We start from the raw sequence: 12,046 nt of genomic DNA, 5'->3' as shown, positions 1-12,046 counted from the left end.
TGGAGCGAGTCTGTCAGTCCGGCGTGAAGTGGTGATGGGCTTGTGTGAAGTGGTGGTGAAGGGGGATAAAAAAACCGGCATTGCGCCGGTTTCTGGAGGAATTACAGGGTCTTCAGCTTCCCGGGCAGGGCGGCCAGCACCTCTTCTTTCGCCTTGAGGGAGGCGAACTGCTTGCCGGGCTTTTGCACCACGGTATGGACGAAGATCAGCTGCTTGCCCGGTTTGCTGGCCCAGCCGACGAACCAGCCGATCTGCTGATCGCGGTTGAGGCTGCCATCCAGCTTCTTCGGGTAGCCCATGCCGGTCTTGCCGTGGATCTGCCAGCCGTCGATCTCGCTCACCTTGAGGATATTGGCGGTGTACTGCAGGGTCTGCGCCGAGACCGGCAGCTTGCCGCTCACCATCTTGCCGAGGAAGCGGGCCTGCTCCTCCGGGCTGATGGCAAGGCTGGAGCTGAGCCAGGCCTGGGTCAGGCCGTCATGCTTGCCCGGATTGCCGGAGAGATCCCGGTTGCCGTAGTCGAAGCGGTCGACGTACTGCTGGAAGCGCGCCATCCCCAGCCATTCGGTGATCTGCTGGGAGAACCAGACCACCGAGTAGGTTTCCCAGCGGCGCGGGGTGGTGGTTTCGCGCCAGGCGGGTAGCCAGTCGTCGTAACCCGGTTTGAAGGGCAGCGCCGGATGCTCTTCATCCACCAGAAAACCGCTGTCGTAACCCATCAGCGCCAGCGGGATCTTGAAGGTAGACGCGGGCGGCAGCTGGCTGGAGCAATCCCCTTCGCTGGAGAGGGTCTGGCCGTTGCCGTCAGCATAGAGAAAACAGCCGCTGGCGGCGGAGGCGGGCAGAGCGGCGAGTAGACCGGCAGCCAGCAGGCTGGAGAGAAGCAGGCGGGACATAGCATTTCCTTGAGCAAATGGATGAGGCTAATCAATAAGATAAGGCGGCAGTCTAACGCCGCTTTGTGTGGTGAATGTGAAGTGGCGGGGAGGTGACTAAGCGAATGGCAGCCAGAGTTCCGCCAGCGCGCCTCCTTCCGGCCGGTTGCTCAGGGTCAGGCGGCCACCATGCTGGTGGGCCACCTCGTGGGCGAAACTGAGCCCCAGACCGCTGCTCTTGCCCTTGTCCGGCCGTGGCAGGGAGTAGAAGCGCTCGAAGATGCGCGGCAGGGCGTAGTCGGGAATGCCGGGGCCGCTGTCGCAAACCCGGAAGCAGTAACCCTCCTCCTGCTGGCTGCCGCTCAGGGTGACCAGCCCGTTGGCGGGAGAGAAGTCGATGGCGTTATCCAGCAGGTTACCGATGGCCTGCTCCACCAGCAGTGGATCCCACTTCTGTTTTGGCGCGCTGGCCAGTTCGGCCACCAACTCGACCTGGCGGCGTTGGGCGATGATCTGGCGAGCATCGAGGGTGCGCTTGCCCAGTTTTGCCGGTTCCACCGACTGGCGATCCAGCCCCTGCCCCGACTCCAGTCGTGCCAGTTGCAGCATTCGCTCGATCAGCTGCTGCATGCGGGCGGTTTCCAGATTGATGTTGCCGATAAACCGTTTGGCCACCTCGGGGGGCGGCGTTTCGGCCAAAATCTCCCCTGCCCCGCGAATGGCGGCGAGCGGGCTCTTCAGCTCGTGGGTCAGGCTGTGGACGTAGTCCTCGATGTAGCTTTTGCCATCAAGCTGGTGGCGCATGGTCTCCAGCGAGCGGCCGAGCCGATCCAGTTCGACGGTGTGCAGCCGTGGCAGCGGTGCCGGCTCCCCCTTGCTGACCGAGTCGGCGTAGTGCACCAGCTTGCCGATGGCGCGGTTGAGCCACCACACCAGCAGGCTGCCGATCAGCAGCGAGATGAGCAGCATCTGGCCACCGGCCCGCAGCAGCTCTTGTTCCCCCCGCTCGATAGCTGGCATCAGGGTGCGGTTGGGTTTGGCGACGGTGAGGGAGCCGATGATCTCGGCCCCTTCCCGCAGTGGCGCCGCCACATACATGGTCGAACTGGCTGCATCGTCGGGATCGGTGCGGGTGCTGCGGGCGCCATACTGGCCGCGCAGGGTGCGGTAGACATCGTTCCAGCGGGAATAGTCCTTGCCCAGATCTGTGCCGTCGGAGTCGTAAATCACCATGCCCTGCCGGTCAGTGACATAGATGCGGTACTCCGCCTGCTGCTTCAGGTGGCCATCGATCATCGCATTGATGGGATTCTGGTTGAGGCGGGCGAAGGCGCTGGCCAACCGCCCGTTCATCATATTGCCCTCTTGCAGATCATCCAGCGCCAGCGGCGCCAGCAGCTGGGTCATGTCCACCAGAGTATCCTCGGTGGCGCTGCGCACCCCGGGTTTGATCTCCTCGACGAAGATCTCCAGCACGAACCAGGCGGCCAGCGCGAAGATCAGCAGCAGCCCGCAAAGCAGTTGCAGCCCGAGTCTCATGCCAGCTCCAGGCTGTAGCCCAGTCCACGATGGGTGAGGATCAGGTTGGCCTCGGGGTCCTGCTCGCGCAGCTTGGCGCGGATGGTCTTGATATGGGTATCGACGGTGCGATCCAGACTCTCCTCGGCATCCTGCCACACCAGATCCATCAGTTGCTGGCGCGAGTAGACCCGCCCCGGCGCCAGCATCAGAGTCTTGAGCAGCAGATATTCGTAGCGGGTGAGGGCCAGCGGTTGGCCGCGAAAATGGATGCGGGCCCGCTCCTCATCCAGCACCAGCAGAGCGCTGGGTTGGGGGGCGACAGGCTGGCTGCGGCGCAGGATGACCCGCACCCGGGCACACACTTCCCGTGGCGAGAAGGGTTTGGCCACATAGTCGTCGGCCCCGATCTCCAGCCCGATCAGCCGGTCTATCTCCTCGCTGCGGGCGGTGAGGAACATCAGGGGAATATCGGTCAGCGCCCTCACCTGCTTGCAGAGTTCGAAACCGCTGATGTCGGGCAGCCCCACATCGAGGATCAGGAAGTCGGGTCGCGTCTGTTCCAGTCGTGTCAGTAACTGCTGGCCCAACATGAACCACTCCACCTCGAACCCGTCGGTCTGCAGGGCGTAAATCAGGGTATCGGCGATGCTGGCCTCATCCTCCACCAGCCAGATGACTCTCTTTTGCATGGCATCCTCGTCGCAAATTGGCCCCCCATTCTGGCATCGAACCAAATCGGATCCTATTTGCTGTTTTATTTTTCCGAAAAAGAGGCTAACATTTCGATGTTCTTTCGAATCGAAACTTAAAAATGACTAAACGTAATACTCAACAACGCCGCCACACCATAGTTACCCTGGTACAAGAGCAGGGTGAAGTGAGTGTCGACGCCCTCGCCAAACACTTTTCTACCTCCGAAGTGACCATCCGTAAAGATCTGGCGGTACTGGAGACCGGCGGTCTGCTGCTGCGCCGTTACGGTGGCGCCGTCCCCTTGCCGAGCGAGATGGTGGTCGAGGCCAATCCTGAACAAGTTTCGAACCGAAAGTTAGCCATTGCCCGCGCGGCGGCCGAGCGACTGCGTGATCACAACCGCGTCATCATCGACAGCGGCAGTACCACCAGCGCCATGATCCCCATGCTGGGCAACAAGCGCGGCCTCATCGTGATGACCAACTCCCTCAATGTGGCCGGTGCCCTGCGCGAGCTGGAAAATGAGCCTACCCTGTTAATGACCGGTGGCACTTGGGACCCTCACTCCGAATCCTTTCAGGGGCAGGTGGCGGAACAGGTGCTGCGCTCCTACGACTTCGACCAGCTCTTTATCGGTGCCGACGGCATCGACCCGGAGCGTGGCACCACCACCTTCAACGAGCTGGTGGGCTTGTCGCGGGTGATGGCCGAGGTATCGCGGGAGGTCATTGTGATGGTCGAATCGGAAAAGATCGGCCGCAAGATCCCCAATCTCGAACTTCCCTGGTCGAGCATCCATACCCTGGTGACCGACGAGGGGCTGGCCAGCGAGGCCAGAGAACAGATTCAAGCCCAGGGGGTGACGCTTATCTGCGCCCCGGTCACTTGCTGACATCGAGCTCTGAACCATCCAACTGACTTTACGATTTGCATCTCAAGGAGAAGTGTATGTGTGGCATCGTCGGGGCTGTTGCCCAACGTGATGTGGCTGAAATTCTGGTAGAGGGCCTGCGCCGTCTGGAGTACCGCGGTTATGACTCCGCCGGTGTGGCCGTGTTCAGCGCCAACCAGCCGCTGCAGCGGGTTCGCCGTCTGGGCAAGGTGGCCGAGCTGGCCAAGGCGCTCGACGAGCAGTCCGTCCATGGCGGTACCGGCATCGCCCATACCCGCTGGGCCACCCACGGCGAGCCTTCCGAGCGCAACGCCCACCCCCACGTCTCCGAGCATATCGTGGTGGTGCACAACGGCATCATCGAGAACCACGAAGATCTGCGGGAAGAGTTGAAGGCGCTGGGCTATGTGTTCAGCTCTGATACCGATACCGAGGTGATTGCCCATCTGGTCCATCACGAGCTGAAGAGCGCCCCCAGCCTGCTGGTCGCCATGCAGATTGCGGTGAAGCAGCTGCGCGGTGCCTACGGTACCGTGGTGATGGACAGCCGCGACGACAGCCGCGTGGTGGTTGCCCGCTCCGGTTCGCCGCTGGTGATCGGCCGTGGTATCGGCGAGAACTTCATCGCCTCCGATCAGATGGCGCTGCTGCCGGTGACCCGCCGTTTCATCTTCCTGGAAGAGGGTGATGTGGCTGAGGTGACCCGCCGCGACGTACACATCTTCGATACCAACGGCAACGCCGTGGTGCGCGAGGAGCAGGAGTCCGAACTCTCCCATGATGCCGGTGACAAGGGCGAATACCGCCACTACATGCTCAAAGAGATCTACGAGCAGCCCAAAGCCATCACCAACACCCTGGAAGGGCGTCTGGGCAGCGATCACGTGGTGGTCGAATCCTTCGGCAACGGTGCCCGCGCCATCTTCGACAAGGTCGAACACGTGCAGATCGTCGCCTGTGGCACCTCCTACAACTCCGGCATGGTGGCCCGCTACTGGTTCGAAGAGATCGCTGGCATCTCCTGCGATGTGGAGATCGCCTCCGAGTTCCGCTATCGCAAATCGGTGGTGCGCCCCAACAGCCTGCTGGTGACCCTCTCCCAGAGTGGCGAGACCGCCGATACCCTGGCGGCGCTGCGTCTGGCCAAGGAGTCCGGCTACATGAGCTCGCTGGCTATCTGCAACGTGCCGGGCTCTTCGCTGGTGCGTGAATCGGATCTGGCTTTCATGACCCGTGCCGGTGCCGAAATTGGCGTGGCCTCCACCAAGGCGTTCACCACCCAGCTGGCTGGTCTGCTGATGCTGGTGGCCTCGGTCGGTCACTGCCGTGGCAACCTGAGCGCTACCGCCGAGGCCGAACTGGTCAAGGCACTGCAAGCCCTGCCGCTGCGCATTAAAGAGAGCCTGGCGCTGGCCAAGGATATCGAAACCCTGGCCGAAGAGTTTGCCGACAAGCAGCACAGCCTGTTCCTCGGCCGTGGCAGCCAGTACCCCATCGCCATGGAAGGGGCTCTCAAGCTCAAAGAGATCTCCTACATCCACGCCGAAGCCTATGCTGCTGGTGAACTGAAGCACGGCCCGCTGGCGCTGATCGATGCCGAGATGCCCATCATTGTGGTGGCACCGAACAACGATCTGCTGGAGAAACTCAAGTCCAACGTGGAAGAGGTGCGTGCCCGTGGCGGTATCCTCTACGTGTTCGCCGATGCCGATACCGGCTTCAAGAGCGACGAGACCATGCGGGTCATGAACCTCAACCATGTGGAAGAGGTGATCGCTCCCATCGTCTATACCGTGCCGCTGCAGCTGCTCTCCTACCACGTTGCCCTTATCAAGGGTACCGACGTGGACCAGCCGCGCAACCTGGCAAAATCGGTGACCGTTGAGTAAGTCACTCTCTGATAAGTCACTTTCTGAAATGAAAAAGAGCCGCAATTGCGGCTCTTTTTGTTTCGGCTGAGGGGTTACGACAGCCGCAGGTTGGTGATGGTCACCTCGTCGAGGGAGGGCACTATGATGCCGCTGGTGATCCCTTTGGCGATGGCCTGACTGCGGTTTTTCGAGTCGGTCTTGTTGGTCACCTGGGTCAGGTGAAAGTTGACCGTCCGCTCACTGATTCCGAGGATGGTGGCGATCTCCCAGGAGGTCTTGCCCTCGCTGGCCCAGAACAGGCACTCCTTCTCCCGATCCGACAGTTCGGTCAGGTATTTCATCATATCCGGTCTGCTTTTGATCAGTTGCAGCGCGGAGTTGAAGATGTAGCTGGCGCAGAACGACAGCAGCGGGACATTTTCAAACATCAGGTCGGAGTTGGATTTCTCCTTGGTGATGAATGACAGGATGCCGTGCTCCCCCTGCGGGGTGTGCAGCGGAAAGGAGACGCCATTGCGTACCCCGAAATCGGCCGCCAGGTTCATCACGTCGCGGCTGGCGCTGGGCAGCCAGGGCGAGTCGCAGTCGAGCTTGTTCCAGAAGATCGGTTGGGTCTGTTTCAGCCCCAGATAGACCACCGGATCCTGGGTCAGATACTGGTTTTCGCTATAGGCGTCAAACCAGGTAGTCGGACAGTTGTTGAACAGTGCCACGTGGGATTTTTGCATGCTGATGGGGAAAATAATCAGCAGCCGAAAGTAATCAAAGCCCATTTGATGACTGAAGCGCTCCAGCAGTTGCTGGATATCGCTGGTTTTTGTTGCCTTGGTGAACTGGTCGATATGTTCCCAGATCGCATCGTTGAGCATTACTTTCTCCTTTTTCGATCTCTATCACACTGATCGAAAAGATTTTTTCTCGTTATTTATATTTGTGCGGTGGCTATTGGCGCCACTTATTCCGTGCGTGCTTAAAAATTATCCTGTTTTTGTGCATAAAGGCCAAGGAAATCCTCTCGTTGCCAGTCTGCGCTGCATTTGAGATAATGATAATAGTTATCATTAATAAGATGTATTTCAATGAACAAGTTATGGGGTGTGGCCCTGCTGCCACTGTCAGTCCACTTTGCTGCCATCGGGGATGAGCTGGTTGCTCCCGCCCTCAAGAACAGCATAGCTGCCGGGAAAGCCTCTCAGCAGCGGGTGGAAAAAGCCGCCGATGCCGCCGTTGCCGCACGACTGGAGCTGCAAAATGCCCAGCTGCAACTGCGCGACCTCGAAGCCTACAACCGCTACATGCAATCTCTGGTGGCCGATCAGCAAAATGAGCTGGGCAAGCTGAGCCAGCAGCTGGAAGCGGTGCAAGAGACCCGTCAGGGCTTGATCCCGCTGATGTTGCAGATGCAGGCAGATCTGGAACAGCTGGTGCAAAACGACATCCCGCTGCGCAAGGAAGATCGTTTGGCGCGGGTGGAACAGCTGAAAGCGACCCTGGCCCGCGCCGATGTGAGCGAGGCGGAGAAATTCCGCCAGCTGCTGCAGGCCTATCAGATCGAAGCCGAATATGGCAGTCGGATGGATAGCTATTCTGCCGAGCTGGAGCTGGATGGTGCCCCGCGTCGGGTCGATGTGCTGGCGCTGGGTCGGGTCTCCCTGCTGGCGATGACTGCCGATCGCAGTCAGGCATGGCGCTGGTCTGCCGAGGCGAAGCAGTGGCAAGCCCTCGACAGCCAGTGGCTCTCCCCCATCGCCGAGGCGATGGATGTGGCCGCCGACAAGAAAGTTCCCCAGTTGCTCAATGTCCCCCTCTCTGTCAGCCGTAGTCAGGAGGCCCAATCATGAGAGTCACCATGAAGTGGTTCCCCCTCCTTATTGCCCTCTCCTGCGGTGCCAACGCCGCTGTCGCCGATGAGTGGCAGCAGCAGGAACAGGCTCGCGAACAGCAGGCTCAGCAAGATCTGGCGACCGTTGCCAAGGCGCTCGGCACTGCCCGCGCCAGACTGGCCGAGGCTCAGCGCCTGAGCAAGGAGCTGGCAGGCAAGTTCGCCAGCAACGAGAAGCAGCTGGTCGAGCTCAACGCCCAATGGGAGCAAGCCTCCGGCGACATGAACGAGATCTTCGCGGTCACCCGTCAGGGTGCCAGCGATGCAGTCAAGCTGCTGAGCGAATCCGCCGTCGAGGGCCAGTACCCGGAGCGTCTCGCCCCGCTGAAAGCCATGGCACAGGATAAACAGGTGCCGGATCGCGCCGCCCTCGCCCTGCTGCCCGCCACGCTGCTGCGGGAGATCCGCGAATCTGGCCAGATTGCCCAATTCAACGGCAAGGTGCTCGATGCCCAGGGGGCTGCCAGCGAGCAGTCGCTGACCCGGGTTGGCAGCTTTGCCCTGCTGGGGAGCGACGGCTTCCTGCAACCGACCGCCGAAGGCCTGAGCCCGGTGCTGGGTCTGCCCGGTAGCGTGCTCTCTGCCGTTGCGGCTTATCAGGGTCAGGAAGGGGAAGCGCTGCCGCTTGATCCTTCCCATGGCGCTCTGCTGGCGATGCTGGCGCAGGCGCCCACCTTCTGGCAGCAGGTACAGCAAGGTGGTCAGGTCGGCGCCATTATCGTGCTGCTGGCCGCCATCGGTCTGGGAATTGCGGCGGTACGGCTGTGGAGCCTCTCCCGTGAGCTGGGTCGGGTTCGTCGCCAGCTCAAGAGCGGCGAGTACCATGCCGACAATGCCCTCGGTCGAGTGCTGACGGTAGCTGACAAGCATCCCGAGCTGAGCATGGAGACCCTCGAACTGCGTCTTGATGAGGCAATCCTGCAGGAGACCCCTCGCATGGAGCGCGGCATCGGCATGGTCAAGGTGATCGCGGCCATCGCCCCCATGCTGGGTCTGCTCGGTACCGTAACCGGGATGATCGGCACCTTCCAGGCCATCACCCAGTTTGGCACCGGCGATCCCAAGATCATGGCGGGCGGCATCTCCATGGCGCTGGTCACCACGGTACAGGGTCTGGTTGCGGCCATCCCGCTGATCCTGGCTCACAGCCTGCTGCAGTCCCGCTTCACCGAGCTCTCCAATGTGCTGGAGCAGCAGGTGGCCGGCATTCTGGCCGAGCGCGCCGAGAGCAATCACGGCGGGATGGAGCGAGCAGCATGATGCTCGACATCTGGCAACAGCTGCAGAGCTTCATGGGCCGTGGCGGCCCGGTGCTCTGGGTCATTCTGGCCCTGCTGGTGCTGATGTGGATTTTGATGATCGAGCGGCTGCTCTACCTCAATCTAGGTTTCGGCCCGTTGCAGCAACAGCTGCTCGGCCGCTGGCAGGCACGCAGCGAGCGCCACAGCTGGTACGCCCGGGCGATCCGCAGCCGCTGGCTGGCGCAGGCAGAGCTGGAACTGAACCGTCATCTGATCTTCATCCGCACCCTGGTGGTGCTCTGTCCCATGCTGGGGTTGCTGGGCACTGTGACCGGCATGATCGGCGTATTCGATGCGTTGGCCGCGGCCAACCGCTTTAACCCGGAGAGCATGGCGGGCGGGATCTCCCGCGCCACCATCCCTACCATGGCAGGCATGGTGGTGGCGCTCTCCGGCGTGTTGTTACTCAGTCGGCTCGAGAGTCAGGCCAAGCGTGCGCTGGCCAAGACTCGGGACGGCCTGCGAGAAGAGAAGGTAATGCAATGAGACGGCAATCCAAACGCCAGCGTGACGAAGTGCAGATCGACATGACCCCCATGCTGGATATCGTGTTCATCATGCTGATCTTCTTTATTGTCACCACCTCCTTCGTGCGCGAAGCCGGGCTCGAGGTGCACAGACCCCAGGCCAATCAGGCCAAGGCGCAGAAATCCTCCAGCATCATGCTGGCGATCGGGGCTCAGGGTCAGATCTTCCTCGACCGCAAGCAGATCGATGTGGCGCGGGTACAGGCCACCATCGCCCGCCTGCTGGCGGAGCAGCCCGATGCCAGCCTGGTGATCCAGGCCGACGAGCGGGTGCCCCACGGCAAGGTGGTGCGGGTGATGGATGAGGCCAAGGCGGCGGGTATTGCCAATATCGCCGTGGCGGTGGCGCCGAAATGAAATACAAGCTGATGAGCCTGGGGCTGGGGCTTGCCCTCAGTCTGGGTATCCTGCTGTTTATGGCCACCCTGGTTGAACCGCCCCGAGGCGAGAAGGTGGCGAGCGAACAGAAGCCCATCGTCATCAATATGCAGAACGAGGTGACCGAAGTGCAGGTGCGCGAGCGTCCGGTACCGCAGGAGCCTGAACCTCTGCCAGAGCCTCCCGCTGCATTGGCCTCGACACCGCTGCCGATGCCCGCAGCAGCCCCCTTGGCGGCCGTTGAGCCGAGTCTGGATCTGGTTTCCAGCCTCAGCGCGGTGCAGGTCTATGCCCCCGGTGTGGCGACCAGTACCGCACCGGTATTGAGTGGCAACTATCACGGCCAGCAGCAGGGGGCGGGCATCGGCGTTGGTGACATGCTGATGCCGTTGCAACGGATCGAGCCGGTTTACCCCTATCGCGCCAAGCAGTCAGGGATCGAAGGATTCGTCACCCTGCGCTTTAGCGTGAATGCCGAAGGTGGCGTGCAGGATGTGGAAGTGGTCGAGGCCAAGCCCAAGCGTCAGTTCGAGCGGGCGGCCATTCAGGCGATCAACAAGTGGCGCTATCAGCCGAGACCGGGTGCCACCGACAAGCTGGTGCAAGTCATCACGCTCAAATTCAAACTGGAGTCATAACTATGTTGCGGATCTGGATCTGTCTGCTGGCCCTGGTCGGCCAAGCCTGTCTGGCGATGGAGGTCAGCCCTCACTTCTCCCGTCAGCTTGAACCCGTGATGAAGCTCTATCAGTCTGGCCAGTGGCAACAAGCCCAGAGCAAGGCATCCGGCCTCAAGCCAAATAGCGATGCCGAGCGTGCCTGGCTGGCCCAGCTGCAAGCCTCGCTGGCGGCCAATCTGCAACAGACAGCTCAGGCGAGCCGTTATGTCGAACAGGCCCTTGCCTATAAAGAGTGGCCCGAGCAGCAACAGCTCCAGCTGCTGCGACTGCGCGGCGATATTCAGGCCCAGCAATCCAACTGGTCTGGTGCCATCGCCAGCTACAAGGCGGCGCTGGCACTGAAGCAAGACGATGGGCTGCACCTGCGTCTGGCCGGCCTCTATTACCACAACAAGCAGTACGGTGACGCCGCCAGCCAGAGCGAACAGTTGTTGAAGAAGGGTTGGCAGAAGCAGGCCGCCATCATTCGTCTCTCTGCCCTGACCGCTCAGCAACGTTATGGCGTGGCAGCCGATCAGGCGGCCGAGCTGATCCGTCACGAGCCGACAGAGAGCAAATGGTGGCAGCAGGCTGTCTCACTCAACCTTTCCGCCAAACGTGGCGATCAGGCGCTGGCCCTGCTGCAAACAGGCATCGACAAAAAACTGATGGATGACGCGTCTGCCCGCAATCAGCTGATCCGCCTCTATGCCTGGCAAGGGCTGCCTTATCGTGGTGCCTGTTTGCTGGAGGCGGCCATGGCCAAGGGACAGATGAAGCAAAGTGCTGAAAACCGCCAACTGCTGGCCCAATTGTGGGAAGGTGCCCGGGAGTGGTCACAAGCGGTCGATAGCTGGCAACAGCTGGCCAACCTGCACGGTCAGCCCAAAGCCGCCATGCGCGCCGCCGAACTGCTGCTGCAACAAGGCAAGACAGATGCCGCTATGACCCAGCTCGCCGCCATCACATCGGTGAAAGGCGAGCAAGGCAATCGTGCCAAAGCATTGCTGGTGCAGGCACACCTTAATAAGGAGCAGTATGCCCAGGCGCTGGAACTGGCCCGTGAGCTGCAGCAACAGGATAACTGGCAACAGAAGGCAACCAGCTGGGTCAACTATATCCGGGCACAAAGCGAAGAGTTGAGCAAAAAAGCGGCGTAAATGTGGTGCCAAGGGGCTGTTTTGGGGTGTTCAGTTCGCTTTTTCAGCAAACGAACGCATTTTTGCAAAAAGCCCTTGTCATCCCGGCGCGGCTCCCTATAATGCGCCCCTACCAGCACGGCGGAACACGCCGGACTGATGAGCTAGCTTCTTAATGAAGTGGGCGCCGAAAGAAAAGCGAAAACAATCGCTTGACTTTCGAAGTGAGGAGCGTAATATGCGCCTCCTCAACGCGACAAGCGTGACGCTCTTTAACAATTTGAATCAAGCAATCTGTGTGGGCACTC

General features: G+C 60.9%; 12 protein-coding genes. 8 read left to right on the top strand and 4 right to left on the bottom strand.

Annotation, left to right across the window (positions count from 1 at the left end; all coding sequences use genetic code 11):
* Positions 1-101: 101 nt before the first annotated feature.
* From blaOXA to blrA, 3 genes are all read right to left on the bottom strand, one after another.
* Positions 102-896, bottom strand: coding sequence for an OXA-12 family class D beta-lactamase (blaOXA, locus tag PG888_RS18115; protein ID WP_270693948.1), 795 nt, complete (start codon positions 894-896; stop codon positions 102-104).
* Between the two features lie 96 nt (positions 897-992).
* Positions 993-2,414 carry a beta-lactam sensor histidine kinase BlrB gene (gene blrB / locus PG888_RS18110; RefSeq protein WP_270693949.1) on the bottom strand — a complete coding sequence of 474 codons (1,422 nt, stop codon included), beginning with the start codon at positions 2,412-2,414 and terminating at the stop codon, positions 993-995.
* Positions 2,411-3,085, bottom strand: a complete 675-nt coding sequence (gene blrA / locus PG888_RS18105) for a beta-lactam response regulator transcription factor BlrA (protein ID WP_270693950.1) — start codon at positions 3,083-3,085, stop codon at positions 2,411-2,413. Before blrA ends, blrB begins: the two co-directional genes overlap by 4 nt.
* A 122-nt stretch (positions 3,086-3,207) precedes the next feature.
* On the opposite strand from blrA, the gene PG888_RS18100 reads away from it, so the two are divergent.
* On the top strand, positions 3,208-3,981 hold the full coding sequence (locus PG888_RS18100) for a DeoR/GlpR family DNA-binding transcription regulator (RefSeq protein WP_005339356.1): 774 nt from the start codon (positions 3,208-3,210) through the stop codon (positions 3,979-3,981).
* A gap of 56 nt (positions 3,982-4,037) precedes the next feature.
* Positions 4,038-5,870, top strand: coding sequence for a glutamine--fructose-6-phosphate transaminase (isomerizing) (gene glmS, locus PG888_RS18095; protein WP_270693952.1), 1,833 nt, complete (start codon positions 4,038-4,040; stop codon positions 5,868-5,870).
* 74 nt (positions 5,871-5,944) lie between these two features.
* On the opposite strand, the gene PG888_RS18090 is transcribed toward glmS, so the two are convergent.
* Positions 5,945-6,721, bottom strand: coding sequence for a helix-turn-helix transcriptional regulator (locus PG888_RS18090; protein WP_058052634.1), 777 nt, complete (start codon positions 6,719-6,721; stop codon positions 5,945-5,947).
* 210 nt (positions 6,722-6,931) lie between these two features.
* Here PG888_RS18090 and PG888_RS18085 point away from each other — a divergent pair, with 210 nt between their 5' ends.
* Genes PG888_RS18085 through PG888_RS18060 form a run of 6 tightly spaced genes read left to right on the top strand, consistent with a single transcriptional unit; the run spans position 6,932 to position 11,759 of the window.
* A complete protein-coding gene (locus PG888_RS18085) occupies positions 6,932-7,693 on the top strand; it encodes a DUF3450 domain-containing protein (protein WP_005357258.1) in 762 nt (253 codons plus the stop codon).
* Positions 7,690-8,994, top strand: coding sequence for a MotA/TolQ/ExbB proton channel family protein (locus tag PG888_RS18080; protein ID WP_270693953.1), 1,305 nt, complete (start codon positions 7,690-7,692; stop codon positions 8,992-8,994). The genes PG888_RS18085 and PG888_RS18080 overlap by 4 nt, the downstream gene beginning before the upstream one ends.
* Entirely contained in the window at positions 8,991-9,521 is a 531-nt protein-coding gene (locus PG888_RS18075) for a MotA/TolQ/ExbB proton channel family protein (protein WP_005342370.1), read from the top strand. The genes PG888_RS18080 and PG888_RS18075 overlap by 4 nt, the downstream gene beginning before the upstream one ends.
* Entirely contained in the window at positions 9,518-9,919 is a 402-nt protein-coding gene (locus PG888_RS18070; RefSeq protein ID WP_270693954.1) for an ExbD/TolR family protein, read from the top strand. The genes PG888_RS18075 and PG888_RS18070 overlap by 4 nt, the downstream gene beginning before the upstream one ends.
* Positions 9,916-10,578 carry an energy transducer TonB gene (locus PG888_RS18065; RefSeq protein ID WP_270693955.1) on the top strand — a complete coding sequence of 221 codons (663 nt, stop codon included), beginning with the start codon at positions 9,916-9,918 and terminating at the stop codon, positions 10,576-10,578. The genes PG888_RS18070 and PG888_RS18065 overlap by 4 nt, the downstream gene beginning before the upstream one ends.
* A gap of 2 nt (positions 10,579-10,580) precedes the next feature.
* Positions 10,581-11,759 carry a hypothetical protein gene (locus PG888_RS18060; protein ID WP_270693956.1) on the top strand — a complete coding sequence of 393 codons (1,179 nt, stop codon included), beginning with the start codon at positions 10,581-10,583 and terminating at the stop codon, positions 11,757-11,759.
* The last annotated feature ends 287 nt before the right edge of the window (positions 11,760-12,046 follow it).

The organism is Aeromonas sp. QDB23, from assembly GCF_027707745.1.
Taxonomy (GTDB): domain Bacteria; phylum Pseudomonadota; class Gammaproteobacteria; order Enterobacterales; family Aeromonadaceae; genus Aeromonas; species Aeromonas allosaccharophila.
This window is presented reverse-complemented; position numbering and strand designations above follow the sequence as displayed.

Excerpts from the sequence above, each read along its gene's own strand:
- blrA (WP_270693950.1), bottom strand. The coding sequence starts at position 3,085 with ATGCAAAAGAGAGTCATCTGGCTGGTGGAGGATGAGGCCAGCATCGCC.
- blaOXA (WP_270693948.1), bottom strand. The coding sequence starts at position 896 with ATGTCCCGCCTGCTTCTCTCCAGCCTGCTGGCTGCCGGTCTACTCGCC.
- PG888_RS18065 (WP_270693955.1), top strand. The coding sequence starts at position 9,916 with ATGAAATACAAGCTGATGAGCCTGGGGCTGGGGCTTGCCCTCAGTCTG.
- PG888_RS18100 (WP_005339356.1), top strand. The coding sequence starts at position 3,208 with ATGACTAAACGTAATACTCAACAACGCCGCCACACCATAGTTACCCTG.
- glmS (WP_270693952.1), top strand. The coding sequence starts at position 4,038 with ATGTGTGGCATCGTCGGGGCTGTTGCCCAACGTGATGTGGCTGAAATT.
- PG888_RS18090 (WP_058052634.1), bottom strand. The coding sequence starts at position 6,721 with ATGCTCAACGATGCGATCTGGGAACATATCGACCAGTTCACCAAGGCA.
- PG888_RS18060 (WP_270693956.1), top strand. The coding sequence starts at position 10,581 with ATGTTGCGGATCTGGATCTGTCTGCTGGCCCTGGTCGGCCAAGCCTGT.
- PG888_RS18080 (WP_270693953.1), top strand. The coding sequence starts at position 7,690 with ATGAGAGTCACCATGAAGTGGTTCCCCCTCCTTATTGCCCTCTCCTGC.
- PG888_RS18075 (WP_005342370.1), top strand. The coding sequence starts at position 8,991 with ATGATGCTCGACATCTGGCAACAGCTGCAGAGCTTCATGGGCCGTGGC.
- PG888_RS18085 (WP_005357258.1), top strand. The coding sequence starts at position 6,932 with ATGAACAAGTTATGGGGTGTGGCCCTGCTGCCACTGTCAGTCCACTTT.
- blrB (WP_270693949.1), bottom strand. The coding sequence starts at position 2,414 with ATGAGACTCGGGCTGCAACTGCTTTGCGGGCTGCTGCTGATCTTCGCG.
- PG888_RS18070 (WP_270693954.1), top strand. The coding sequence starts at position 9,518 with ATGAGACGGCAATCCAAACGCCAGCGTGACGAAGTGCAGATCGACATG.